This window comes from Devosia geojensis (genome assembly GCF_000969415.1).
GTDB classification, from domain to species: Bacteria; Pseudomonadota; Alphaproteobacteria; order Rhizobiales; family Devosiaceae; genus Devosia; species Devosia geojensis.
This window is the reverse complement of the sequence record NZ_JZEX01000046.1, coordinates 94,702-118,143: the sequence shown is the minus strand read 5'-3', so window position 1 is coordinate 118,143 and position 23,442 is coordinate 94,702. Positions and strand designations below refer to the sequence as shown.

Annotated in this window: 25 protein-coding genes and 1 other RNA gene; 13 read left to right on the top strand and 13 right to left on the bottom strand. The window is 66.0% G+C overall.

All coding sequences use genetic code 11. The features are described 5' to 3' along the window. Positions 1–256: 256 nt before the first annotated feature. The gene (locus VE25_RS03730; RefSeq protein WP_046107238.1) at positions 257–1,108 is read right to left on the bottom strand and encodes an LOG family protein; all 852 of its coding nucleotides are present in this window, start codon (positions 1,106–1,108) and stop codon (positions 257–259) included. Between the two features lie 215 nt (positions 1,109–1,323). Here VE25_RS03730 and VE25_RS03725 point away from each other — a divergent pair, with 215 nt between their 5' ends. The 6 genes from VE25_RS03725 (at position 1,324) to VE25_RS03700 (ending at position 6,315) form a co-directional block, all read left to right on the top strand. Then, positions 1,324–2,220, top strand: a complete 897-nt coding sequence (locus VE25_RS03725) for a DUF817 domain-containing protein (protein ID WP_046107237.1) — start codon at positions 1,324–1,326, stop codon at positions 2,218–2,220. 70 nt (positions 2,221–2,290) lie between these two features. Beyond that, the gene (gene dapD / locus VE25_RS03720; protein ID WP_046107236.1) at positions 2,291–3,133 is read left to right on the top strand and encodes a 2,3,4,5-tetrahydropyridine-2,6-dicarboxylate N-succinyltransferase; all 843 of its coding nucleotides are present in this window, start codon (positions 2,291–2,293) and stop codon (positions 3,131–3,133) included. Positions 3,134–3,438: 305 nt separating this feature from the next. Then, the gene (locus VE25_RS03715; RefSeq protein WP_046107235.1) at positions 3,439–3,999 is read left to right on the top strand and encodes a DUF805 domain-containing protein; all 561 of its coding nucleotides are present in this window, start codon (positions 3,439–3,441) and stop codon (positions 3,997–3,999) included. A 25-nt stretch (positions 4,000–4,024) separates the two neighbouring features. Then, positions 4,025–5,200 (top strand): succinyl-diaminopimelate desuccinylase, encoded by a 1,176-nt coding sequence (gene dapE / locus VE25_RS03710; RefSeq protein WP_244466858.1) that lies wholly within the window; start codon positions 4,025–4,027, stop codon positions 5,198–5,200. Continuing rightward, complete coding sequence (locus tag VE25_RS03705; protein ID WP_046107234.1) at positions 5,197–5,736, top strand: hypothetical protein; 540 nt, start codon at positions 5,197–5,199, stop codon at positions 5,734–5,736. Before dapE ends, VE25_RS03705 begins: the two co-directional genes overlap by 4 nt. A gap of 12 nt (positions 5,737–5,748) precedes the next feature. Continuing rightward, positions 5,749–6,315, top strand: coding sequence for a hypothetical protein (locus tag VE25_RS03700; protein WP_046107233.1), 567 nt, complete (start codon positions 5,749–5,751; stop codon positions 6,313–6,315). 150 nt (positions 6,316–6,465) lie between these two features. On the opposite strand, the gene truA is transcribed toward VE25_RS03700, so the two are convergent. The 3 genes from truA to VE25_RS03685 form a co-directional block, all read right to left on the bottom strand. Then, the gene (truA, locus tag VE25_RS03695) at positions 6,466–7,203 is read right to left on the bottom strand and encodes a tRNA pseudouridine(38-40) synthase TruA (protein ID WP_046107232.1); all 738 of its coding nucleotides are present in this window, start codon (positions 7,201–7,203) and stop codon (positions 6,466–6,468) included. Between the two features lie 167 nt (positions 7,204–7,370). Further along, entirely contained in the window at positions 7,371–8,294 is a 924-nt protein-coding gene (fmt, locus tag VE25_RS03690; protein WP_046107231.1) for a methionyl-tRNA formyltransferase, read from the bottom strand. 205 nt (positions 8,295–8,499) lie between these two features. After that, a complete protein-coding gene (locus VE25_RS03685; protein WP_046107230.1) occupies positions 8,500–9,015 on the bottom strand; it encodes a peptide deformylase in 516 nt (171 codons plus the stop codon). A gap of 141 nt (positions 9,016–9,156) precedes the next feature. On the opposite strand from VE25_RS03685, the gene VE25_RS03680 reads away from it, so the two are divergent. Genes VE25_RS03680 through VE25_RS03670 form a run of 3 tightly spaced genes read left to right on the top strand, consistent with a single transcriptional unit; the run spans position 9,157 to position 11,482 of the window. After that, a complete protein-coding gene (locus tag VE25_RS03680; RefSeq protein ID WP_046107229.1) occupies positions 9,157–9,600 on the top strand; it encodes a DUF305 domain-containing protein in 444 nt (147 codons plus the stop codon). A 13-nt stretch (positions 9,601–9,613) separates the two neighbouring features. Beyond that, complete coding sequence (locus tag VE25_RS03675; RefSeq protein ID WP_046107228.1) at positions 9,614–9,991, top strand: GFA family protein; 378 nt, start codon at positions 9,614–9,616, stop codon at positions 9,989–9,991. Positions 9,992–10,051: 60 nt separating this feature from the next. Continuing rightward, complete coding sequence (locus tag VE25_RS03670; protein WP_052731707.1) at positions 10,052–11,482, top strand: DNA recombination protein RmuC; 1,431 nt, start codon at positions 10,052–10,054, stop codon at positions 11,480–11,482. Between the two features lie 108 nt (positions 11,483–11,590). On the opposite strand, the gene VE25_RS03665 is transcribed toward VE25_RS03670, so the two are convergent. Next, the gene (locus tag VE25_RS03665; protein ID WP_046107227.1) at positions 11,591–13,999 is read right to left on the bottom strand and encodes a sensor domain-containing diguanylate cyclase; all 2,409 of its coding nucleotides are present in this window, start codon (positions 13,997–13,999) and stop codon (positions 11,591–11,593) included. 259 nt (positions 14,000–14,258) lie between these two features. Here VE25_RS03665 and VE25_RS03660 point away from each other — a divergent pair, with 259 nt between their 5' ends. Beyond that, positions 14,259–14,741 carry a hypothetical protein gene (locus VE25_RS03660; RefSeq protein ID WP_046107226.1) on the top strand — a complete coding sequence of 161 codons (483 nt, stop codon included), beginning with the start codon at positions 14,259–14,261 and terminating at the stop codon, positions 14,739–14,741. A gap of 4 nt (positions 14,742–14,745) precedes the next feature. Here the strand turns inward: VE25_RS03660 and recR are convergent, their stop codons facing one another. From recR to VE25_RS03630, 7 genes are all read right to left on the bottom strand, one after another. Then, positions 14,746–15,342, bottom strand: a complete 597-nt coding sequence (gene recR, locus VE25_RS03655) for a recombination mediator RecR (RefSeq protein WP_046107225.1) — start codon at positions 15,340–15,342, stop codon at positions 14,746–14,748. Positions 15,343–15,583: 241 nt separating this feature from the next. Further along, positions 15,584–15,907 carry a YbaB/EbfC family nucleoid-associated protein gene (locus tag VE25_RS03650; protein WP_046107224.1) on the bottom strand — a complete coding sequence of 108 codons (324 nt, stop codon included), beginning with the start codon at positions 15,905–15,907 and terminating at the stop codon, positions 15,584–15,586. After that, positions 15,907–17,673, bottom strand: coding sequence for a DNA polymerase III subunit gamma/tau (locus VE25_RS03645; RefSeq protein WP_046107223.1), 1,767 nt, complete (start codon positions 17,671–17,673; stop codon positions 15,907–15,909). The genes VE25_RS03650 and VE25_RS03645 overlap by 1 nt, the downstream gene beginning before the upstream one ends. 121 nt (positions 17,674–17,794) lie before the next feature. Continuing rightward, positions 17,795–17,890: signal recognition particle sRNA small type (ffs, locus tag VE25_RS22195), an RNA gene on the bottom strand. A gap of 38 nt (positions 17,891–17,928) precedes the next feature. Further along, a complete protein-coding gene (locus VE25_RS03640; protein WP_046107222.1) occupies positions 17,929–18,249 on the bottom strand; it encodes a type II toxin-antitoxin system PemK/MazF family toxin in 321 nt (106 codons plus the stop codon). After that, positions 18,243–18,497, bottom strand: coding sequence for an AbrB/MazE/SpoVT family DNA-binding domain-containing protein (locus VE25_RS03635; RefSeq protein ID WP_046107221.1), 255 nt, complete (start codon positions 18,495–18,497; stop codon positions 18,243–18,245). The genes VE25_RS03640 and VE25_RS03635 overlap by 7 nt, the downstream gene beginning before the upstream one ends. A 70-nt stretch (positions 18,498–18,567) precedes the next feature. Further along, the gene (locus tag VE25_RS03630) at positions 18,568–19,398 is read right to left on the bottom strand and encodes a prephenate dehydratase (protein ID WP_046107220.1); all 831 of its coding nucleotides are present in this window, start codon (positions 19,396–19,398) and stop codon (positions 18,568–18,570) included. A 253-nt stretch (positions 19,399–19,651) separates the two neighbouring features. On the opposite strand from VE25_RS03630, the gene VE25_RS03625 reads away from it, so the two are divergent. From VE25_RS03625 to VE25_RS03615, 3 genes are all read left to right on the top strand, one after another. Next, positions 19,652–20,485 (top strand): c-type cytochrome, encoded by an 834-nt coding sequence (locus VE25_RS03625; RefSeq protein WP_046107219.1) that lies wholly within the window; start codon positions 19,652–19,654, stop codon positions 20,483–20,485. 72 nt (positions 20,486–20,557) lie between these two features. After that, positions 20,558–21,499, top strand: coding sequence for a 2-hydroxyacid dehydrogenase (locus VE25_RS03620; protein WP_046107218.1), 942 nt, complete (start codon positions 20,558–20,560; stop codon positions 21,497–21,499). 120 nt (positions 21,500–21,619) lie between these two features. Beyond that, positions 21,620–22,321, top strand: a complete 702-nt coding sequence (locus tag VE25_RS03615; protein ID WP_052731706.1) for a YqaA family protein — start codon at positions 21,620–21,622, stop codon at positions 22,319–22,321. A gap of 161 nt (positions 22,322–22,482) precedes the next feature. Here the strand turns inward: VE25_RS03615 and VE25_RS03610 are convergent, their stop codons facing one another. Further along, the gene (locus VE25_RS03610; RefSeq protein WP_046107217.1) at positions 22,483–23,409 is read right to left on the bottom strand and encodes a bifunctional helix-turn-helix transcriptional regulator/GNAT family N-acetyltransferase; all 927 of its coding nucleotides are present in this window, start codon (positions 23,407–23,409) and stop codon (positions 22,483–22,485) included. Between the last annotated feature and the right edge of the window lie 33 nt (positions 23,410–23,442).

Below are 23,442 nucleotides of genomic sequence, written 5' to 3'. Positions count from 1 at the left end.
ACTTTGTAGATGGCGGTGTGAGGTGCTATTGTGTGAAGAGGACGTTGATCAGTTGAGATATAGTGTGTGTGCTAGTGATGCAGTACACATGATTACTAGAAGGGATCGTATTGTGGAGTGTAGTAGGGTAATGATTGTATGGTGCGTTGTGTGCAAGTACAAGGCAATATCAATATGTAGTGTTTTTTTTTTTTTCAGTGTGTATAAGAGACATCCCCTCAAGGGGGAGGGAGGCGCATCGAGCGCATGGCACCCCCTACTCCGCCAGCACCACCTCGGGCAGGTTGTAGAACTGGCGCACCACGTTCCAGCCTTCCTCGGCCGTCTCGACGAGCGTGAAGAGGTCCGGATCGGTCGGCGCGATGGTGCCGGCTTCGGCCAGCGCCTCGAGGTTGATGACCTTCTTCCAGAATTCGGCGCCGAAGAGCAGCACCGGGATCGGGTCCATGCGGTGGGTCTGGATGAGGGTCAAGGTCTCGAAGAATTCGTCGAGCGTGCCGAAGCCCCCCGGGAAGATCGCGACGACACGGGCGCGCAGCAGGAAATGGATCTTGCGTGTCGCGAAATAGTGGAAGTTGAAGCTCAGTTCCGGCGTCACATAGCGGTTGGGCGCCTGCTCGTGCGGCAGCACGATGTTGAGGCCGATGGAGGGCGCGCCGACATCGGCGGCGCCGCGGTTGCCGGCCTCCATAACCCCCGGTCCGCCGCCGGTGACGATGACGTAGTCGGCATAGTCCACGGCCTTGGAGGTGAGCGAGGCGTACTGGGCGAAGCGCCGTGCTTCGACATAGTAGCGCGAGGCCGCCTCGAGGTTCTTCTTCTGGGTCTCGTTCTTGGCGGCCCAGGCGGGCTTGCCGGGCTCGGGGATGCGGGCGCCCCCGAAGAGCACGACGGTCGAGTTGATGCCGCGCTCGCGCAACAGGTGCTCGACCTTCTGATATTCGAGCTGGAAGCGGATGCCGCGCGTATCCTCGCTGGTCATGAACTCGGCGTCGGCGAAGGCAAGCCGATAGGCGGACGACTGCGTCTGAGGGGTCGATGGCGCACGGCGGGCGGCATCGATGTCCTCGAAGGACGTACGCAGCGGCGTCTCATGGCGTCTGGCCATTCCGGCTTCTCCTTTGGACTTCATCGCGATCACCCTGGCAGAACCACCTTAAGGATCGGTGGGACCCGAGTGTTTTCTGTCGCCTCTTCGAACCGGAAAAGTGGCATCCACTTTTCCTGAAGACGCTCTGGAGCGCATAGCGCAATTGACGGGCGGTCACAATTTCGAGCGAATGGCGCGGACATATCCGCTCCTTACCCAAGCAGGGGCCGCACGTGCGCCAGTTCACCTCGCTCGAAGCCCGGATCGACGATGCCGCGCACCGCGTGCTGACGCGCCTGCCCAGGACCGGCATCGCCGGCGGCCTCGTAGAATTCGTAGTCTTCGGCCTGAAGCAGGGATGGGCGTGCCTCTTCGGCGGGGTGATGCTGGCGCTGATCCTCGGCACCGCCCTCTTCTGGCCGGAGAACGCGTGGCTCGCGCGATATGATTTCCTCGTCATCGCCGCGCTCGCCGTGCAGGTCGCCATGCTCGTCTTCAAGCTCGAAACCCTGGACGAGGCGCGGGTGATCCTCATCTTCCACGTCGTCGGAACGGTGATGGAGATCTTCAAGACGAGCGCCGGTTCATGGATCTACCCGGAGCCTTCGCTGCTGCGCATCGGTGGGGTGCCGCTCTTTTCCGGCTTCATGTATGCGTGCGTCGGCTCCTACATGGCGCGCGTCCAGCGCATCTTCGATATCCGCTTCGAGCGCTATCCGCCGCTCTGGACCACCGTGCTCCTTGCCACCGGCATCTACATCAATTTCTTCTCGCACCATTTCATCCCCGACATGCGCTGGGGCCTGTTCGCGATCCTCGCGCTCCTTTATGCGCGCACGGTAATGCACTACCGGGTGCACCGGTTCTGGCACCGGATGCCGATGCTGCTGGCGTTCCTGCTGGTCGCGCTCTTCATCTGGATTGCCGAGAACATCGGCACATGGTCGCGCGCTTGGCTCTATCCGGCGCAACGCGACGGCTGGTCGCTGGTCGGCTTGGAAAAGCTCGGTTCCTGGTACCTCCTCATGATGATCTCGGTGGTGCTGGTCACCCTCGTCCACCGCCCGCGCGCGATTGACAGCCAGGTCTTGCAAGGTAATGTCCGCCCGGTCGAAACCACGCCCTTTTGATTTGTCGCGTTTTCGAACCGCAAACGTGGTGTCCACTTTTGCTGAAAACACTCCGGAGAGGAACCTGCCGATGCCGCTTGCCGATCTCGAAACCACGATCAACGACGCCTTCGAGAAGCGCAGCGAGATCAATTTCAACACCGATGGTCCGGTGCGCGAGGCGGTTGAAAAGGCGCTGAACCTGCTCGACGGCGGCAAGGCGCGCGTCGCCGAGAAGACCGCCGACGGCTGGCAGGTCAACCAGTGGCTGAAGAAGGCGGTACTGCTCTCCTTCCGCCTCAACGACAACAAGGTGATCGAAGGCGGCCCGGCCGGCGGCGGCTGGTGGGACAAGGTGCCGAGCAAGTTCGAGGGCTGGAGCGAAAACCGCTTCCGCGAAGCCGGCTTCCGCTCGGTGCCGGGCGCGATCGTGCGGCACTCGGCCCATATCGGGCGCAATGCCATTCTCATGCCCTCCTTCGTCAACCTCGGCGCCTATGTCGACGAGGGCACCATGGTCGACACCTGGGTGACCGTCGGGTCCTGCGCGCAGATCGGCAAGAATGTCCACCTTTCCGGCGGCGTCGGCATCGGCGGAGTGCTGGAGCCGCTGCAGGCCGGCCCTGTCATCATCGAGGACAACTGCTTCATCGGGGCGCGCTCGGAGATCGTCGAGGGCGTGGTCGTGGGGGAAGGCGCGGTCATTTCCATGGGCGTCTTCATCGGCGCCTCGACCAAGATCGTCGACCGGGCGACCGGCGAAATCCATATCGGCAAGGTGCCGCCCTATTCCGTGGTGGTCTCCGGGAACCTGCCCGGCAAGCCGCTGCCCAACGGACAGCCGGGCCCGAGCCTCTATTGCGCGGTGATCGTGAAGACCGTCGATGCGCAGACGCGTTCGAAGACGGGCATCAACGAGTTGCTGCGGGACTGATTCAAACGGGTCTTCACATTTGACGGAAATGTTAGCCGAATGTGCATCGAAACTGGCTCCGAAACACTGTCCATTCGAGCGCTATTCAATACTAACATACTGATTTTGCATATCTATTTAGTGGCCTGACCACTCAGGTCGCGCAGCATCGATCGAAAAACGCGCTTACAGCACATTCTAGTCCTGGATTGAGCCTAGCGGGATAAGTCGCCCACAGCCGCGCGGCTGGCGGCAAACGTGCGATTCACCTAAGCTGGCAGCGTCGGAGCGCTTGCCTCCGGCAGATGCCTTTGAGGGAGGGCAAAATGGATTGGAAGTTTCTGTTTACCAGTTTTGACGGCCGGATCAGCCGCAAGACGTTCTGGATCGGCACGCTGGTGCTGATCGGGGCATGGATCGTCATCGGATTCATCGTCATGCCGATCTTCGGGGCGAACCTCATGCCCAATCCGGCGATGATGGACCCGACCGCGGGCAATATCGAGGAGATGGGGCAGCAGTTCCTGAACATCGTCAGCGCAGCGGCCTGGGCCAACCTCGTCATGCTGGTGATCTTCGCCTACCCGATGATCGCGGTGATGCTGAAGCGCCGGCACGACCGGAACAATGCGGGCATGGACGTCTATGTCTATCTCGGATTGCTGGCGCTGCTGCAGATCCTGCAGGCGCTGGGGCTCTGTTACACGCTCTCCGAGGTCAACGGCGTGGTGATGCCGACGCCGACCCTCATCGGGACCATCGCGCCGATCATCGTCGGCATCTTCGGTATCTACCTGCTGGTGGTCATGGGCTTCCTCAAGGGCGACGCCGGCCCCAACGACTACGGGCCGGACCCGCTCGGAGGCACGGCCTCCGCCACGGCCTGACTCGCGCAAAGGACGGGATTTTAAAGTGACGACGACCATCGCGGACGATCCCGTCCGACTCCTCAAGGCCCTGATCGAGCGACCCTCGGTGACGCCAGAGGAGGCGGGCGTCTTCGACGTGCTCGAAAACGCATTGCTGCCGCTAGGCTTTTCCGTCTCGCGGCTGCGATTCGAGGGAAGCGGGTCCTATCCGGTCGACAACCTCTTCGCCATCCGCGACCGGGGCGGGCGAAAGCTCCTCTTTGCCGGGCACACGGACGTCGTGCCACCGGGCGATACGGCCGACTGGGCGAGCGATCCCTTCACCCCGCACGAGGCGGAGGGGCGCATCTACGGGCGCGGCGCCGCCGACATGAAGAGCGGGGTCGCCGCGTTCGTTGCGGCGGTGGCGCGGGCGGTGGCGGAGGGCGCGGCCGAAGACGGCACCATTGCCTTGGCCATCACCAATGACGAGGAGGCGGACGCGGTCAACGGCACGGCGCGGCTGATGGCGTGGGCGCGGGACGAAGGCCACGCCTTCGATTTCGCCATCGTCGGCGAGCCGTCATCGGCGGAGCGGCTCGGCGACAGCATCAAGATCGGCCGGCGCGGCTCCTATTCGGGAATGGTGACCGTCGAGGGCATCCAGGGGCATGTCGCCTACCCCGAGAAGGCCAACAATCCACTGCCGGTGCTGGCCTCGGTCGTTACCGCACTGAAGGCCGAAGCGCTCGATTTCGGTACCGAGCATTTTCCGGCGAGCAACCTCGAGGTCACCACCATCGACGTCGGCAATACGGCGAGCAACGTCATCCCCGCCAAGGGGACGCTGAAGTTCAACATCCGCTTCAACGATCTCTGGTCGCCCGAAACATTGAAGGAGTGGGTCGCAGCGCGAATCGCCGGCGTCGATCCGCGCGGCTGCGTGGTGCGGTTCGAGGGCACGGGCGTGCCCTCGCGCTCGTTCCTTTCTCCGCAGAGCGGGGACGTGGAGCTCCTGATGCAGGTCATCGCCGAGGCAACCGGCGCACGCCCAGCCCTTTCGACGGGCGGCGGGACGTCGGATGCGCGGTTCATTGCACAGTATTGCCCGGTCGTCGAATGCGGACTGGTCGGCACCTCGATGCACAAGACCGACGAGCACGTCGCCGTTTCCGATGTCACCGGGCTGACGGAAATCTACCGGGCCTTCATCGAACGGTTCCTCAAGGCGCGCTCATGAATATCCTGCGCGCGCTCTCCGGCGCCGTCCTCGGCTGGCGGGCGATCCTCGGCGGGCGACCGGACTGGACCCAGTACTTCGCGTCGACCGGGCCGGGCTTCGCCACTGCGCTCGTCCTCTATCTGCTGGTCGCGTTTCTCATCCTGCTGGCGGGGACGGGTGCGGCTGCGCTCGATCCCGTCAACGTCGCCATGGGCCTTTTCGTCTTCGGGCTCTATGTGGCCGCACTCGCCCTCAGCGCCGTTGCGACCAAGGCGATGCTGCGCTGGCAGGGGACCATCCTCGACCTCCTGGTGCCCGGCACCTATGCGATGATTCTCTTTCTCCTCGTCGGCACGGTGCTCGCGCCGCTGGGACCGCTCGGCCTGGCGCTCGCCCTCGCCGCCATCGCGTACCTCATCTACCGGCTCGGACGGGCCGCGGGCGGGTGGAGCATCGGCATTTCCGCCGCGTTTGCGGTTTTGACTGTCGTTCTGCTTGTCGCCATGCCGATGACGCTTTACATGCTTGCAAGTCCCACCCTCGTTGCGCCCTGACGGAAATCGCACGTGTCCCAGCCGACCAGCATAACGCAAGAACTGGCCGCCGCCGCCCGCGGCTTTGTCGCGCTGGTGACGGGCAACCGGCGCGCGGCGGATAATTTCGACTTCAGCCAGCGCGGGCTGGTGGGCAGCTTCATCGCGTTGATCGTGGCGAGCGTCCTCACCGCCTTCGGGCCGGGACTCCTCGGCGTGCCCTCGGAGCCGGGCACCGCGACGCGCTCGATCATCCTCGGGGCCTCGCTCTTCGTGCTGCAGCTGGGGGTCGTCTATTTCGTCCTCAAGCAGATGAACCGGCTCGACGGGTTCATCCCCTATCTCGTCGCCGACAACTGGATCAGCCTCTTCATCGCGGTGCTGACCGTCGCGGTGCTGCGTCTCGTCGGAGCCGGCGACTTCACGCTTCTGGCCATCGGCATCCTCGCCATCGTCGTCGAGGTCAACATCGCCCGGCTGATCGTGACGCTGGCGCCCATGCAGATCGTCATCTTCATCGGCGCGCAATTCGCCGCGCAGTTCCTCGGCGTGCTGGTGCTGGCCTCGATGCTGCCGGGCGCGACGGCGCCGGCGGTCTAGGTCCGGCAAGGCCCCCTCACCCGACGGCTTTGCCGTCGACCTCTCCCCCCAAGGGAGAGGTGGCGCGCGTTGCGGCCAAGTGCCCTCTTCACCTCTCCCTCGGGGGAGAGGTCGGCGCGTAGCGCCGGGTGAGGGGGCCTTCTCCTCAGGCTAATACACCACCTTCGTCAGATAGAGCCCATCGGGCGGCGCCAGCGGGCCGCAGCGGCTGCGGTCGGCGGCGTCGAGGGCGGCGAGGAAGTCGGCCGGGGTCCATTTGCCTTCGCCGACGAGCTTCAGCGAACCCACCATCGAGCGCACCTGGTGATGGAGGAAGCTGCGCGCCCTGGCAGTGACCACCACGTGGTCGAGCTCGCGGTGCACGGCGGAGTGGTCGAGGGTGCGGATCGGCGAGTTCGCCTGGCATTCGGCGGCGCGGAAGGTGGAAAAGTCGTGCCGGCCGAGGATGAGCTGGGCTGCCACGTGCATGGCATCGGCATCCAGCGGCGTGGCCACGTGCCAGACGCGGTTCTTCTCCAGCGCCGCGGGAGCACGGCGATTGAGGATGCGGTACTCGTAATGGCGGGCGGTAGCCGAGAAGCGCGCCTCGAAGCTCCCGTCGACGGCTTCTGACTCCAGAACGGCGATCGGATCCGGGCGCAGATGATAGTTCAGCGCCTCGCGGATGCGGAACGGGTCCCACTCGCGTTCGAGATTGAAATGCACCACCTGGCCCAGCGCGTGGACGCCGGTATCGGTACGGCCCGCGGCCTGGGTCGTGACCGTCTCGCCGGAAAAGCGCGCGATCGCCTCCTCCAGCGCCTGCTGCACGGACGGCTGATCGGCCTGGCGCTGCCAGCCCTTGAACGGGCTGCCGTCGTATTCGAGGGTGAGCTTATAGCGGGGCATGAGCGCCCCTCCGAGGGCTCGGCATACCCCCCTCCCAGCCTCCCCCGCAAGGGGGGAGGTGCTGCGTCGTGCTTGTGGCACTATTTTGCCAAATGCACAGGAGGACACCTCCCCCCTTGCGGGGGAGGATAGGAGGGGGGTGGTGCGGCGCGGCAATCATTTCCGCCTCACGCCACCGTTTCCGGCAGTTCGCCTGCCCCGCGCAGGAACGTCGCCGCATCCATCGCAGCCTTGCCTTCGCGCTGCACCTGGTTGAGGCGGACGGCGCCGGTGCCGCAGGCGATGGCGAAGCCGTCGCCGAGCAAAGCGCCGGGCGCGCCCTGCCCTTGCGCGAGCGAAGAGCGCAGCGCCTTGACGCGGACGGGCTTGCCGGCGAGCTCGAGCTCGAACCAGGCGCCGGGGAACGGCGAGAGGCCGCGGATGTGGTTGTGCACCTCTTGGGAAGGCCGCGAGAAATCGATGCGGGTCTCGGCCTTCTCGATCTTGGATGCGTAGGTGACCCCCTCCTCGGCCTGCGGGGTGAAATCGAGGCTGCCGCGTTCGAGCGCGGCGAGCGCCCGGCCCATGAGATCGGCGCCGACGCGCATCATGGCGTCGTGCAGCTCGCCGGCGGTCATCTCGGGACCTATGGGCATCTCGTCGACGAGGGCGACGGGGCCGGTATCGAGCCCCTCGTCCATCTTCATGACCATGACGCCGGTGCGTGTGTCGCCCGCCATGACGGCGCGCTGGATCGGCGCGGCGCCGCGCCAGCGCGGCAGGAGCGAGCCGTGGAGATTGAGGCAGCCCAGGCGCGGCGCGTCGAGGATGGCCTTGGGCAGGATCAGGCCATAGGCGACGACGACGGCGACATCCGCGTCGTGCAGGCGAAAGACGTCCTGCTCGGCCTCGCCCTTCAGCGACTTCGGGGTGAAGACGGGAATGCCGAAGCCCTCGGCCGCCTCGTGGACGGGCGAACGGCGCTCGGCCTGGCCGCGACCGGCCGGTTTTGGCGCGCGCGTATAGACGGCGGCGACCTCATGGCCGGAGGAGACGATCTCGGTGAGGGTGGGAACGGCGAAATCCGGGGTTCCCATGAAGACGATGCGCATTGAGCTGGGGGCCTCTTCCTAGTTGCAAATCGCTGCCGCCACCACCGATGTCATTCCGGCGAACGCCGGAACCCAGTACACGCTGACGCACCGGCACGAGCACAAGGGGAGTATGAGCGGCGAACCTTCAGCAGAAGCCGTATCCGCGCCGTTTACTGGTTCCCGGCTTTCGCCGGGACGACAGGGCGGGTGGACGAGAGGCGCGCTACCCCGCCGCGCGCTTGGCGGCCTTGTCGAACTTCTTGATGACGCGGTCGCGCTTCAAGCGCGAGAGATAGTCGATGTAGAGCACGCCATCGAGGTGGTCGAGCTCGTGCTGGATGCAGACGGCAAGGCGCTCCTTGGCGTCGACCTCAACGGTCTTGCCGTCGAGATCGGTGTAGCGGACGGTGACCTCGGCCGGCCGCTCGACCTCGTAGTAAAGCTCGGGGATGGACAGGCACCCCTCTTCGGTCACCTGCGTTTCCTCGGAGACCTTGAGGATTTCCGGGTTGATCAGCACCATGGGCGCAGGCTCTTCGCCTTCCTTGGCGAGGTCCATGACGACGATGCGTCTCATGACGCCGATCTGCGGGGCGGCAAGGCCGATGCCGGGCGCGTCGTACATGGTGTCGAGCATGTCGCGGGCGAGCGCGCGCACATCGTCGTCGACCGCCTCGATCGGGTCGGCGACGGCCCGCAGCCGCGGATCGGGAATGACGAGAATCGGGCGGATAGCCATCGAACTGCTTCCAGTAGAGGGGTTTGCCTCTCGATATGGTATTTACCGCTTGCCGGTCAACTGCCGCGAGGTTGATGGGAGAGGGAACGCAACGGGGGCAGCCGCATTGGCTCTCCAGCGATATCCCTTGCGGAGGCGGGCATGCACTCCCCCTACCCCACCCTAGCCGTCAACCTGTTGGTCAGCGCGGTGATCATGTACTTCGTCATGTTCGCCATGATCGACGGCCCCGGCGATTTCCGGCACAACCTCAACATGGGCTACATGGCGCTGATGATGGCGGCGCCCATGGGCGTGCTGATGCTGGCGCTAATGGGCGAAATGTACACCAACGCGCGGCTCAACATCGGGCTCTACATCGCGTTCGTCGCGGTGTTCGCCGCCGCCTTCGCCGCGACGCGCCTGCAGACCCTCATCGGCGACGAGCAGTTGCTGCGCGCGATGATCCCGCATCATTCGGGCGCGATCCTGATGTGCCGGGAGGCGCAGCTCACCGATCCCGAGATCGTCGCGCTTTGCGAAGAGATCATCGAGGCGCAGCGCGAGGAGATCGCGCAGATGAACGCCATTCTGGCGCGATACTGAGGAGGACCCCGGCATGGAGCGGATCTACGAGGGCGGATGCGCGTGCGGATCGGTGCGCTACAGGGTTTCCGGCGAGCCGCTGGCCGTCGGCCTCTGCCACTGCGCCGACTGCCGCAAGGAAACCGGCAGCGCCTTCCTCTATTACGCCGACTGGCCACGCTCGGCATTCTCGGTCGAAGGCGACTACGCGACCTATGACGGACGCAGCTTCTGCCCCAACTGCGGAACGCGGCTTTTCCACCTCGGGGCCGAAGGCGCCGAGATCGCCCTCGGCTCGCTCGATGCGGCGCCGAGCAGGTTCGTGCCGGAGCGGGAGGGCTGGATCAAGCGGCGCGAGCCGTGGCTGACCACGATTCCGGGAGCCGGACAGTTCCATGAGGATCCTTTCTGAGCGAAACGCGCATAAGAACATTGCGTGAACACCAGAATCGGTTAAGCTCACCGGATGGATATGGACACTGTGCTTCTCATCGCCGGCGACATGCCGGTGACGCTCGGGCTGGTGCTTGCCGCCGGCGCGGTCGTCGTCGCGCTGGCGTTGCTGGTGGCGCTGATCGCGGCATTGCGGGCCGGCGCGCGGCAGGCGGCCGAGGCAGCGGAAGCGGCGGCCGAGGCGCTCAAGGCCAATTTCGTGCAGCAGCTCGCCGAGCGCGACGCGCGCATCCTCGAGCTCGACGGACAGCTTTGGCGTACGCGCGAAACGAGCACCAGTCTCCAGGCCGAGGCGGCCGCGCTCAAGGCCCGCATGGCCGAGCAAGCCCGGCAATACGAAGAGAACCTCAAGCGCTTCCAGGACGCGCGGGCGCAGATGACCGACGAGTTCAAGGCGATCGCCGGCGAGGTGCTGCGCAGCCACAGCGAAACCTTCACCAGCCAGAACCGCGAGCAGGTCGACACGCTCTTGAAGCCGCTGCAGGAGAAGATCACCGAGTTCCGCAACGGGCTGCTGGAGGATCGCGCCACGATCAAGGAGCAGATCCGCGCGCTCCAGGAAAGCAACATCCGCATCACCACCGAGGCCAACAACCTGACGCGGGCGCTGAAAGGCAATTCGCAGACGCAGGGCGCCTGGGGCGAGATGGTGCTCGCAACGATCCTCGAAGGTTCGGGCCTGCGCGAGGGCGAGCAGTATCTCACCCAGCAGAGCCACAGCGGGGAGGACCGCGGACGGCTGCGCACGGACGTCGAGATCATGATGCCGAACGCGGATCGCATCGTCATCGATTCCAAGGTGTCGCTCACCGCCTTCGAAGCCTATGTCAACTGCGAGGACGAGGAGGAGCGGGCCCGGCACCTCTCTGCGCATCTGGCTTCCGTGCGCGCGCATATCCGCACCCTCGGCGAGAAGAACTACCAGCGGCACGCGAAAAGCAGCCTCGACTACGTGCTGATGTTCGTGCCGATCGAGGCGGCGCTCTCGAGTGCTGTCGTGGCCGATCCCAAGCTCTTCGAATACGGCATGGGCCAGGGCGTGATGCTGACGACGCCCACGACGCTGATGACGATGCTGCGCACCGTGCGCAACGTCTGGGACATCGAGAAACGACACCAGAACGCCGAGGAGATCGCAAGCCGGGCCGGCGCCCTCTACGAGAAGGTCATCGGGTTCCTTTCCAATATGGACAAGCTCGGACAGCACCTGGGCAGGGCGCAGGCGAGCTTTGACGAGGCCAAGAACCAGCTCTCGACCGGGCGCGGGAGCGTGGTGCGCCAGATCGATATGCTGCGCGAGCTCGGCGCCAAGACCACGCGGTCGTTGCCGCAGGGCTGGGAGGACGGCAGCGAACTCCCGAAAGGACGCAAGTCCATCGCGGCCGAGGCGAGCGAGCGGACAGTCGAGCTCGACTTCGAGATCGACGAGCCTGCCGCCGCCGGGGAATAGCGGGCCTGCGTCTGCGTCACATGTGCGCGACCCGCTATGATGCGGCGGGCGAAGAGGCGCGGCGGCGCACCATGGATTTCTCGCACGAAGCGCTCGGCTGAGCGGTCCTCAGACGGCCATGCGCGCCGGCAGGGCCGTTGCGTTGGCGGCAAGCAGGAAGCGATCGCGCCCGCTGGTGATGGCGGCAAAGTCCGCGATCGGGGCGGGCCGGCTGAAGAAATACCCCTGCACCTCGGCGCAGGCTTCGGCGCGCAGGAACTCGAGTTCCTCCAGCCGCTCGACGCCCTCGGCAACGACGGGCAGCTTGAGGCCGCTGCCGAGGCCGAGCACCGCCCGCACGATCGCCGCCGACTGGTCGGAGTGGTCCACCGAGCGGATGAACGACTGGTCGACCTTGATCTTGTCGAAGGCGAAGGCGCGCAGGTTCGCAAGCGACGAATAGCCTGTGCCGAAATCGTCCATGGCGACGCGCACGCCCAGCGCCTTGACCCGATCGAGGGTTGCGATCGTGCGGGCGAGGTCGCGAATGAGCGCCGTTTCCGTGATCTCGATTTCCAGCTGCCCGGGGGCAAGGCCGGTCTGGGCGAGGATCGCTTCGAGATTGGCGAGAAAATCGGCGGCGTGCAGCTGGACGGGTGACACATTGACGGCGACCGGCAGGCGGTTCGTCCAGGTTGCCGCCTCCGTACAGGCCTCGCGCATGACCCAGTCGCCGATGGCGAGGATCAGGCCGCTCTCCTCGGCGATGGGGATGAAGACGGAGGGCGAAACCTCCCCGCGCACCGGATGCGTCCAGCGCACGAGAGCCTCGAAGCCCGTCACCTCGCCGCTCGCAACGCCCACCTGCGGCTGGAAGACCAGCGTGAGCTCGTTGCGGGCGATCGCCGCACGCAGGTCGTTTTCGAGCAGGCGCTTCTCGCGCACGGCTGCGCCCATTTGCGCCTCGAAGAACCGATAGACGCCGCGACCGTCCTGCTTGGCGCGGTAGAGGGCCGTGTCGGCGTTGGCGATCAGAGCCTGCGCGGTCTCGGCGTTGTCCGGATAGAGCGCGATGCCGATGCTGGCGGAAATCAGCGCCCCGGAACCGGATTCGAGGTTGTGGTCGCGGAACGCCTCCATGATCGCCTCGGCGACCCGCCCGGCTTGGGCAGGTCCGTCGATCTCGGGCACGATGACCGCGAACTCGTCGCCCCCGAGGCGCGAGCAGGTCTGGCCGTCCCCGAGAACGCCCGTCAGGCGCTCGGCGACCGCCTGCAGCATGGAATCGCCGGCTCCGTGCCCGAAGAGGTCGTTGACCTCCTTGAACCGGTCGAGATCGAGACAGAGCACGGCGACCGACTGGCCAAGACGGCGGGCCGTGCTCATCTCCTTGTGCAACTGGCGGTTGAAAGCAGCGCGGTTGGAAAGCCCGGTCAGGGAATCATGGTGGGCGAGGAAGCGGATCTGCTGCTCGTCCTTCTTGCGCGCGCTGAGATCGCGGATGGCGATGGCGCTGCGCTCTTGGCCGGCATATTCCACCGGCCGCAGGACCGCCTCCACCGGAATGACGCGCCCGCTGCCGTCGCCGAGCTCGGTTTCGAGACGCACGTCCGGCTGCGCAAAAAGCTCGGCCAGCGCCGTGGACGGGAAGAGTTCCTCGAGCGGGCAGCCGGTCACGTCGATGCCTTCGGCGTCGATCATGCGCTGGAAGCTCGAATTGGCGGTGAGGACGCGCTCGCCGTCGGTGACGATCAGGCCATCGACAGCGGCGTCTGCGAGCAGCCGCATGCGGCCGGTCTCGCGGGCGGCGCGCCGGCGCTCGTGCCGGTCCAGCATCATGCCGCCGAGCGCCAGCCCCACGATCAGGATGCCGGCGATGCCGACCGCCATGGATAGGTAGGCGGGGGAGATGTCGCCCTCGGCAACGACAGGATAGCAATTGTCGAGATTGACCGCGCCCATGGCGGTGAAGTGCATGGCGCAGATGGCGAGCGTCAACACGCCGGCGCCACCGAGCCGCCAGCCGAGCCCGCGCCCCCAAGCCGATAGCACGAAGGCGACGAGCCCGAGCCCCATGCCCAAGAGCACGGAGGCGGCCATGAGGACGAGATCCCACTGGATCTCGCCGCCGATGATGAGGGCGGCCATGCCGGTATAGTGCATGGCCGAGATGCCGAAGCCGGCGACAGCCCCGCCAAGGGCGAAGTCGGCCCTGCCGCGGCCAATGGCGGCGATCCACAGGCCACCGCCGGTGATGACGATGGCGATGACGAGCGACACGATCGTGCCCGGGAGATCGTAGCCGACGGGAATGTCCGGGCGGAAGGCGATCATGGCGATGAAGTGGGTCGACCATACACCGAAGCCCACGGCTACAGCCGCGACGGCGAGCCAGATATAACGTGCGTGAGCCGAGCTGCGCCTGGCATGGTGGAGGATGCTGATGCCGGCAAAGGATGCAAGCGCGCAGACGAGGCCGGCCAGAGCCACGAGACGCAGATCGTGCTCGAAGAGCAGCGTGGAAAGGACGGTATGCACCGATCACCCCAGGTAAGCCATGCGGCTCGACCCTTGCGTCCGGGCCAGTTAACAAAGCTTGTCGGGGGAAACCCCTATCCTTGGCCTAACTTGGCGCAGAGTTAAGAGCTGATGACGCGGGCGCGGCAAATGCCGGCGATCACAAGTGACGCAGACCCTTGCGGAGGATGCCGCCCGGGTGGATGATGCCTTATCCGTCCGGACCGCGACGGAAGGTGCTGCGCGACGCGGGACGGGCTCGATGACGAGGAGACACGCCATGAGCCAGCCGAACCCTCGACACGGCACGCTGCTGCCGCAGGTGAGCGATCCCGACGACGATCCGCCGGGCATTGCCCTGCCGATCAGCCAGACCGAGATCGAGGACCTCGTCTACACCGACGAGCGGCCTATCGATGAACGGATCGACCGGCTGCGCGAGATGCGCGAGGAGGCGATGGTGCAGGCCTCGGCGGGGGTGCGCGGAGGCGATGCGCGTATCCTGGTGCGCGAACTGAACCGGGCCATAGACATGCTGACGAGCGATGAGGACGAGGCCGACGAGACCTCCGACTTCGCGGCGCTCGAGGGCGCCTACGAGATCGACCCGGCCGACCACCTCGACACACTCTCGCCCGACGACGAGGACGGGCGCCTCGCCATCGAGGGCGACGGGCTCGACACCGCGGAAGACGAAAGCGTCGCGCGCAAGGAGCGGCTGGCCGCCAGCGGGCGCGAGGGCGGCAACGGCAACCGCCGCTGAGCTGTCAAAGCTCGGTGCGCGCCCGCAGCGCCTGGCTCAGCGTTCCTTCATCGAGATAGTCGAGCTCGCCGCCGACGGGTACGCCGTGGGCAAGGCGGGTGACCTTGACGCCGGTGCCGGCGAGGCGGTCGGTGATGTAGTGGGCCGTGGTCTGGCCCTCGACGGTGGCGTTGACGGCGAGGACGATCTCGGAGAACTGCGGAGCGCGCGCCACGAGCTCATCGAGCGAAAGGTCTTCCGGTCCGACGCCATCGAGCGGGGAGAGCACGCCGCCGAGGACGTGGTATCGAACGGCGCCCACGCCGGCCCGCTCCAGGGCCCAGAGATCGGCAACATCCTCGACGACGATCAGCAGGCCCGATTCGGCGCGGCGCGGGTCCGAGCAGATGCCGCAGGGCGAGCGGGTGTCGACATTGCCGCACACCTCGCAGGTGCGCACCGCATCGACGGCGCGGTCGAGCGCAGCCGAAAGGGGGACCATCAGCTGGTCCTTCTTCTTGATGAGATGCAGCACGGCGCGGCGGGCCGAACGCGGCCCGAGCCCCGGCAGACGCGCCAGGAGCTGGATCAACTGCTCGATCTCGGGGCCACCGTTGGACATGGTTGATCAGCGAATAGCGAGCAGGAGCAACTCTGGCAACAAAACCATCCTCTCTCCGATGTCATCCCGGCGAAAGCCGGGATCCAGTACACTCTGTTCCATCGGTTCCAGGACCGATGCCAGAACGCGAGGGATCGCGGCCGGAGCCGCACCTTCGTCGTTTACTGGGTCCCGGCTTTCGCCGGGATGACATCCGTGGGTGGGATGTTTGCCCGCCCTACCTATCGGCTGCGCGCTCCTTTCAGAACGGGAACTTCATGCCCGGCGGGAGCGGCAGGCCGGCGGTCAGCTGGCCCATCTTCTCCTGCATGGCGGTCTCGGCCTTGGCCTTGGCGTCGTTGTGGGCGGCAACGATCAGGTCTTCCAGCACCTCGACGTCGTCGTCCTTGAAGAGCGAGGGATCGATCCTCACCCCCTTCATCTCTCCCTTGCCGGAGAGCGAGACGGAGACGAGCCCGCCGCCGGACCGGCCTTCGACCACCATTTCGGCGAGCTCGGCCTGCAGGGCGTCCATCTTGCCCTTCATCTCGCTCGCGGCCTTCATCATGCCCATGATGTCTTTCATCAGTCGTCCTCTTCTGGGTCTGGCGGCAGGTCGGCCGGCATCTCGGGCGCGGCCGTTTCGTCGCGCACCTTGACGTTGACGAGCTTGGCGCCGGGGAAGGTTTCGAGAATGGCCTTGACCAGCGGATCTCCGGCGGCGGCATCGCGGGCCGCGTCCCGCTTCTGCTCGGCAAGCTCGCGCAGCGTCGGGCCGGCCGGCGCGTGGGTCGAGACGGTCACCAGCCAGCGCTCGCCCGTCCAGGTCTGCAGCCGCGCCGAGAGCGTCGAGATGACGCCGGGATCGGCTCCCTCGCGCAACGCCACCTCGATGCGGCCGGCGCTGAACGAAACCGGGCGCATGTCGGCCTCGAGCGCGTGCTTGATGAGCAGGTCGCGCTTGGCGCTGGCGAGCCCGATGAGTTCGGCATAGCTCTGCGGATTGGCGAGGGACGGCTGCGCGACAGGGCGCGCCACGGCCTGCGGCTCGAATGTCGGTGCCGGCGCGGGTGCGGGTGCGGGAGCCGAGATCGAACGCGGCGTTTCGACACGCAACGCCTGCGGACCACCGCCTCCCCCGCCATTCGGGCGCGCAAGGGACGCCGGCTGCGGCGCGACGGAGGGTGCGGACTGATTGGCCAGCCGGGCGATCACCTCGTCCGGGCTCGGCAGGTCGGCTGCATAGGCGAGACGCACCAGCACCATTTCGGCCGCCTGCAACGCGTTGCCGGCCCTGCCGACCTCCTCGTAACCTTTAAAGAGGATCTGCCAGGTGCGCGAGAGCGCGCGCATGGCAAGGCGTCCGGCCAGCTCACTGCCGCGGGCGCGCTCGTCGGGGGTCAGCGACACATCGTCGGCGGCCGCCGGCACGACCTTGATGCGGGTGACGAGGTGGGTGAAGTCGGCGAGGTCGGCGACGATCGTCTGCGGGTCGGCGCCGGCGTCATAGAGGCCGCGCATGGTTTCGAGCGCCTCGGCGACCCGGCCGCCCATCAGGCTCTCGAAGAGATCGATGATCCTGGCGCGATCGCCGAGACCGAGCATCGCCTTGACCGTTCCGGCGGTGACCTTGCCGTCGCCGTGAGCGATGGCCTGGTCGAGCAGGGACTGGTTGTCGCGCACCGAGCCTTCGCCGGCGCGCACGATCATGGCCAGCGCCTCGGGCTCATAGGGGATGTTCTCGCGCGCCAGCAGGTCCTCGAGATGGGCCGTCATCACCTCGGGGGTCACTCGCCGCAGGTCAAAGCGCTGGCAGCGCGAGAGGATGGTGACGGGGACCTTCCTGATCTCGGTGGTGGCGAAGATGAACTTGACGTAGGGCGGCGGCTCCTCGAGCGTCTTCAAGAGCCCGTTGAAGGCCGCCGTCGAGAGCATGTGCACCTCGTCGATGATGTAGACCTTGTAGGGCGCCGAGACCGGGCCGTACTTCACCGAGTCGATGATCTCGCGGATGTCGTTGATGCCGGTATTGGAGGCCGCGTCCATCTCGACGACATCGACGTGCCGCCCTTCGATGATCGCCCGGCAATGGATGCCCTCTGTCTCGAGATCGAGGGTCGGATGGCGGCCGGTCTCGTCCTCATAGTTGAAGGCGCGCGCGAGGATCCGCGCAGTCGTCGTCTTGCCGACGCCGCGCACGCCGGTGAGGATAAAGGCGTGGTGGATGCGGTTCTGCCGGAAGGCGTTGGAGAGGGTCTGGACCATCGCGTCCTGACCGATGAGCGTTGCAAAGCTCACCGGGCGGTATTTGCGCGCCAGCACCAGATAGGGCGAGGTGAGAGCGTCAGCCATCCTGCCCCTTCATTCCGTTCGTGTTGGAGATTCCGCCTCGTGCCATGCGGGCACTATAGGCACTTCCTCAAGCATTTTCGAACGGCAAAGGCGACTATCCACGACTGCCGGAACGCATAAGGAAAGGAGGCTGGCAACGACCCGTGAAGGTCTCGTTGGGGCTGCTTCCTTCCGGACCTGACCCGGTTGGCGAGGAACACGTCCGCGCCAACCTCCCGATGCCTATATGGCCAAGGAATATGGCGATGGCAAGGGCTATGGTGTGAAGAGGTTGCGTAGCGTCGCCAGAGTCTCATCCAGGGTAGCCGCGGGTGCTTCTCCCAAGCGTCTGAGCATACGATGTTTGTCGACTGCCCGTGTCTGTTCGAGAACGACGAAACCGTCGACCCCCTGAAAATGGATAGGCACGCGAAAGGGCATCGGTCGGCTGCCGCTCGTCATCGGAGAGACAAGGGCAATGCGCAGATTATCGTGGATTTCCGGCGGGGAGACGACGAGACAGGGCCGCGTCTTCTGGATTTCAACGCCGACAGTGGGGTCAAGCGCGACCAGCCACACCTCGCCGCGCTTCACCATGTCCAGTCAGCATCATCATCGTTGGCGAATTCAGGCCAGACCAGACCATCTTCTCCCTCAGCCGCCAGCTGCCTGGCCGCCTCCGCCCAGCCCTCGCGCGGATGACGGCGAGCCGGCTCGATGATGATCCGGCCGTCCTCGACGCGCAGATCGACCTTGTCCCCGGCCTTGGCGCCGATTTCGACAAGCAAGGGCTTGGGGATGATCACCCCGGCCGAGTTACCGATTTTTTTGACCGCACTTTGCATGGTCCGAGCCTTCCGATACCGATCGTGACTATAGCTGTCCCATGCTCATGTAGCAACGGCGTTATAACATTCACCTTGCCTCGGACGCGTAGTAGACGCCCAGGACCTTGAAGCGGTCGGTGAAGAACCTCAGTTCCTCGAAGGCGTGCTGGACGCCGATGTCGTCGGGGTGGCCTTCGATGTCGGCGTAGAACTGGGTGGCGGTGAAGGAGCCGTCGACCATGTAGCTTTCGAGCTTGGTCATGTTGATGCCGTTGGTGGCGAAGCCGCCCATGGCCTTGTATAGCGCGGCCGGCACGTTGCGCACGCGGAAGACGAAGGTGGTCTTGACCTTGCGGCCGTTGCGGGTGGCCTGCGTCTCGTCGCGCGACATGACGAGGAAGCGGGTGGTGTTGTGGCCGGCATCCTCGATGTTGGTTGCCAGCACGTCGAGCCCGTAGATCTCGCCAGCAAGGCGCGAGGCGATGGCGGCGAGCGAGCGGTCGGACTGGGCGGCCACGGCCTTGGCCGAGCCGGCGGTATCGGCGCCGTTGATCGTGCGCAGGCGGTGTTCGGCGATGAACTTGCGGCACTGGCCGAGGGCCGGCGGCTGGGATTGCACGGTGCGGATATCGGCAACGCTCGCGCCCGGAAGGCCCAAGAGGTTCATCTCGATGCGCAGATACGTCTCGCCGACGATAAAGAGGCCGCTTTCAGGCAGCAGGTGGTGGATGTCGGTGATGCGCCCGTAGAGCGAGTTCTCGACGGGAAGGACGGCGAAATCGGCCGCGCCCGACTGCACCGCCCCAATGGCCTCCTCGAAGGTGATCGAGGGCACGAACTCCTCGTCGGGAAAGACGGTCCTCGCGGCGGCGTGGCTGAAGGCGCCGGGTTCTCCCTGAAAGGCGATGCGTCTGGCCATGTGCTTGCGACCTCCTTAAGGTTGGCGCTCTAATGGCGCTGGCGACAGTCCGAGTCAATCTGGACGCGCCGTCACGGGGCTGCGGCAGCAGCTCTTGGGGGAATTGTCGCACCCGGGGAATGGGCTGTTGCACGCAGAAAGCCTTGCAACTATCTTGCGCGCGCGTCGGGACCCTGGGTTGAGGCAATCCCCAGTTTAGCCGGGATGTTACGGGGCCAATCGAAACGCAGGGGCAGGCTGGCAGGAAGACCAAATGAATTCGTTCGAGTTAAACAAGATCATCGGCGCGGTGCTTGGCACGCTGCTGTTCGTCATGGGCGTGGGTTTTCTCGCCGAAGCCATCTACCACCCCATCGAGGGCCGCGGCCCCGGCTATGCCCTGCCCGAGCCCGAGGGCACGGAAACCGCCGAAGGCCCGGCGGCCCCCACGGTCGAGCCGATCGCGGTGCGGCTGGCGGCCGCCAGCGCCGAGCGCGGTGCTTCGGCGGCGCGCAAGTGCCAGTCGTGCCACAACTTCGGCGAGGGTGAAGGCCACAAGTCGGGCCCGGTGCTCTGGGACACGATCGGCCATCCGATCGCCGGCCACGAAGGCTATTCCTACTCGGGCGCACTCGCCGAGATCGGCGCCTCGGGCGAGACCTGGACCTTCGAGCACATGGACGAGTGGCTCTCCGGCCCGCAGGCCTTCGCGCCGGGCACCAAGATGTCGCTCTCGGTCTCGAATCCGGAAGAACGCGCCGACATCATCGCCTACCTGCAGACGCTCTCCAACAGTCCCGTGCCGCTGCCGACCCCGGAAGCCGCGCCGGCCGAGGAAGCCGCACCCGCCGATGAAGCACCCGCCGAGGGCACGCCGGCCGAAGAGGCGCCCGAGGGCACCGGCGGCGCGCCGGAAGGCGAGCAGGTGGTCGAGCCGGCCGAGGCTCCGCAGACCGAGGACGTGACCGACCCGGCAACCGAAACCGAGGGCGAGACCACGGTCGAGGGCACTCCGACCGGCTCGGAGCCGGCCGGCGGCGCCGAGGAGACCGCGCCGAGCGAGACCGCTCCGGCGCAGCCCGCTGCACCCGCACCCGCCGGCCAGTAGGCGGCTTCCATCGCGATCATTTCGACGGGCTGCCGCAGGGGCGGCCCGTTTCGTTTAGAGGCGAGGCATCCGATGCTCCTTCTCCACCTCTCCGACGTCAATGAGGGGCGCTGGGCCGACCGGCTGCGCGAGACGCTGGCCCCCTACCCCGTGGTGCGGCGCGGCGATGCGTTCGACCCGGCCGACATCGCCTATGTCTTCGTCTGGAAGCCCAAGCCCGACGCGTTCGAGGGGCTGACCAACCTCAAGGCGATCCTGTCGCTGGGCGCCGGCGTCGATGCGCTGCTGCGCCACCCGGGTCTGCCGGACGGCGTGCCGATCGTGCGCTTCGTCGACGAGGATCTGACGCAGTGCATGAGCGACTACGTGGTTGCGCACGTGACCATGCATCACCGGCTCTACACGCGCTTCCGCGCCGACCAGAAGGCGCGGCGCTGGAGCCAGCTCTACCCGCCCGCGGCCGGCAAGACGCATATCGGCATCATGGGGCTGGGCGTTCTCGGCGAAGACGCGGCGAGGCGCCTCGTAGCGCTCGGCTTCACGCTCAACGGCTGGAGCCGGAGCGCCAAGCACCTCGAGGGCGTCACATCCTTCACCGGCCGGGAGCAGTTCGACGACTTCCTCGCGGCCACCGACATTCTGGTCAATCTCCTGCCGCTGACGCCCGAGACGGCGGGCATCCTCAACTACGAGACCTTCGGCAAGCTGCGGCGCGACGGGCTCATAGGTGGCCCGGTGATCATCAATGCGGCGCGCGGCGGGCACCAGAAGGAAGCCGATATCGTGCGCGCGCTCGCCGACGGAACGCTCGGCGCCGCGAGCCTCGATGTCTTCGAGGTCGAGCCGTTGCCGGCCGAGAGCCCCCTCTGGGATATCGAGGCCTGCTACATCACCCCGCACATCGCGGCGATATCGAACGAGGGCCGCGGCGTCCCCTATTTCTCGCGGGTCATCAAGGACCATGAAGCGGGCAAACCGCTGGTCAACGTCGTCGACCGGACCCGCGGCTACTGAGGCCTGGGGTGCCGCGACGTTTTCTGCGAAAAGCCGGCATCCACCTTTTCGTACGTTGCCCAAGGACCTTAACGCGATTGTCATTGGCGCGGCGCATAAAATTGCCCGAACGATGTGGGAATGACCCGACCCGCGCCCATGCCCATGACAGACATCGCCAAGCCCAAGCTCTCCTTCTACGACCGGCTGAAACTCGCCACCAAGCACAGGCTGGCTGAACCGATCCTGGCGGCGCTGTGCTTCCTCGAGGCGATGATCCTGCCGATCTTCCCCGAGATCATGCTGGCGCCCATGATCATCGCCGACCGGATGCGCGCCTGGCGGCTGGCGGCGATCTGCACGATTTCGTCGGTCGCGGGAGGCCTTGCCGGCTACGCGATCGGTTACTTCCTCTTCGACACGGTCGGGCGGGCGATCATCGAGCTCTACGGGGCTGGCGAAGGTTTCGCCTCGCTGACGCGCAGCTTCAACGACAACGGACCGCTGATGATCCTCATCGGCGCACTCTCGCCCATCCCCTACAAGGTCGTGACCATCACCAGCGGGGTTGCGGGTCTCGACCTCTGGACCTTCATCATCTACGGCTTCATCGGACGGGGATTGCGCTACTTCGTGCCCTGCGGCCTCTTCTACTTCTTCGGGCCGGCGGCGAACGCCTTCATCGAAAAGCACAAGGCGGTGGCCGGCTGGGCGATGATCGTCGCCGTCGTCGCGGGGTTCGCCCTCGCTCCGCTGCTCTTTCCCAAGCCCAGTGTCGACCTCGAGACCCTCGTCATCGAGGCGAGCGACCACATCACCGGCGACCTGACGCCGGAGTCGTGAGCGGGCGCTCCTGCCTTTAGGTTGTGTGGACAGTTAGGTGATGGCGGCCTGCAAAGGGCTGTTTTCTGCGCTTGCCGTGCTCACGTACCCGAACGTACGCTGCGCGCCGGTTCTCGAAAACCATCCTTTTCGGCTCGCCCTGACCTAACTGTCCACACAACCTAGAGCTCCAGCGTCCAGTACTGGCCGTTGAGGTCGGCGCCGAAGGAATGGTGTTTCTCCTCGTGCGCCAGCACGAAACCGGCGCCCTGGTAGATGCGGCGGGCCGACACGAGGCAGTCCTGCGTCCAGAGGATCATGTGCCTGTAGCCGGCGTTGCGGGCGAAGACGACGGCCTGGTCGACGAGCATGGCCCCGATCCCCTTGCCGCGGAAGCCCGGCTCCACGTAGAGCATGCGCAGTTGCGCCGTGCCTTCCTCCCCGGCTGCCGGGACGACGAAGACGGATCCGGCAATCTCCCCGTCGAAATCGGCGACCCAGAGCGACCTGGGCGGATCGGCCGGCGCGGTTTCGTAGTCGGCATAGATGCGGGCGATCAGCGCCTCGAACTCGCTGTTCCAGCCGTACTCCTGATTGTAGAGCACCGCCTGGCGGTGCGTGAGCCAGCCGAGCTCGCCGATGCGGTGGGGACGCAGCGCCAGCGGCCCCTTCTCGGGGGAGCCGGACAGCAGGCGCATGATGAGCTTCATCGCCTGGAGGAGCCGATGACGGCCGCTGCGGTCGAGCGGCTCCAGGAGGCCGGAGGCGGCCTCGTCGCTCATCAGGCTGAGGTGGGCGTAGGTCTCCTCCCCCTCTGCGGTCAAACACACCCTGCTGCGCCGGCGATCGTCGTTGCCGGGAGTGATGTACACCTGGTCCTGTCCGACCAGCCGCATGAGAAGGCGGCTGACCTGCGCTCTGTCCATGCCCAGTTCGCTTGCCAGCTCGCTGCCCGATGTCGCGCCGCGCTTGCCGATCTCGTGGAGCACGCGCGCTTCGCTCAGAGTGAAGCGTGTTCGGTGCATTCCGTCTTCGAGGAGCCCGATGATGCGGGTGTAGAAGCGGTTGAAGCGCCGCACGGCGGCGACGTCGTTGGTTTGATCGTTCATGGCGGGAACCGGCAAATCGATATAGTTGACATC

Coding starts and splice junctions, on each gene's coding strand:
- VE25_RS03685 (WP_046107230.1), bottom strand. CDS start 9,015: ATGGCTATCCGCCCGATTCTCGTCATTCCCGATCCGCGGCTGCGGGCC.
- VE25_RS03680 (WP_046107229.1), top strand. CDS start 9,157: ATGCACTCCCCCTACCCCACCCTAGCCGTCAACCTGTTGGTCAGCGCG.
- VE25_RS03670 (WP_052731707.1), top strand. CDS start 10,052: ATGGACACTGTGCTTCTCATCGCCGGCGACATGCCGGTGACGCTCGGG.
- VE25_RS03620 (WP_046107218.1), top strand. CDS start 20,558: ATGCTCCTTCTCCACCTCTCCGACGTCAATGAGGGGCGCTGGGCCGAC.
- recR (WP_046107225.1), bottom strand. CDS start 15,342: ATGTCCAACGGTGGCCCCGAGATCGAGCAGTTGATCCAGCTCCTGGCG.
- VE25_RS03640 (WP_046107222.1), bottom strand. CDS start 18,249: ATGGTGAAGCGCGGCGAGGTGTGGCTGGTCGCGCTTGACCCCACTGTC.
- VE25_RS03630 (WP_046107220.1), bottom strand. CDS start 19,398: ATGGCCAGACGCATCGCCTTTCAGGGAGAACCCGGCGCCTTCAGCCAC.
- VE25_RS03625 (WP_046107219.1), top strand. CDS start 19,652: ATGAATTCGTTCGAGTTAAACAAGATCATCGGCGCGGTGCTTGGCACG.
- dapD (WP_046107236.1), top strand. CDS start 2,291: ATGCCGCTTGCCGATCTCGAAACCACGATCAACGACGCCTTCGAGAAG.
- VE25_RS03660 (WP_046107226.1), top strand. CDS start 14,259: ATGAGCCAGCCGAACCCTCGACACGGCACGCTGCTGCCGCAGGTGAGC.
- VE25_RS03705 (WP_046107234.1), top strand. CDS start 5,197: ATGAATATCCTGCGCGCGCTCTCCGGCGCCGTCCTCGGCTGGCGGGCG.
- VE25_RS03730 (WP_046107238.1), bottom strand. CDS start 1,108: ATGGCCAGACGCCATGAGACGCCGCTGCGTACGTCCTTCGAGGACATC.
- VE25_RS03610 (WP_046107217.1), bottom strand. CDS start 23,409: ATGAACGATCAAACCAACGACGTCGCCGCCGTGCGGCGCTTCAACCGC.
- VE25_RS03645 (WP_046107223.1), bottom strand. CDS start 17,673: ATGGCTGACGCTCTCACCTCGCCCTATCTGGTGCTGGCGCGCAAATAC.
- VE25_RS03635 (WP_046107221.1), bottom strand. CDS start 18,497: ATGCAAAGTGCGGTCAAAAAAATCGGTAACTCGGCCGGGGTGATCATC.
- truA (WP_046107232.1), bottom strand. CDS start 7,203: ATGCCCCGCTATAAGCTCACCCTCGAATACGACGGCAGCCCGTTCAAG.
- fmt (WP_046107231.1), bottom strand. CDS start 8,294: ATGCGCATCGTCTTCATGGGAACCCCGGATTTCGCCGTTCCCACCCTC.
- VE25_RS03615 (WP_052731706.1), top strand. CDS start 21,620: ATGACCCGACCCGCGCCCATGCCCATGACAGACATCGCCAAGCCCAAG.
- VE25_RS03675 (WP_046107228.1), top strand. CDS start 9,614: ATGGAGCGGATCTACGAGGGCGGATGCGCGTGCGGATCGGTGCGCTAC.
- VE25_RS03650 (WP_046107224.1), bottom strand. CDS start 15,907: ATGAAAGACATCATGGGCATGATGAAGGCCGCGAGCGAGATGAAGGGC.
- VE25_RS03715 (WP_046107235.1), top strand. CDS start 3,439: ATGGATTGGAAGTTTCTGTTTACCAGTTTTGACGGCCGGATCAGCCGC.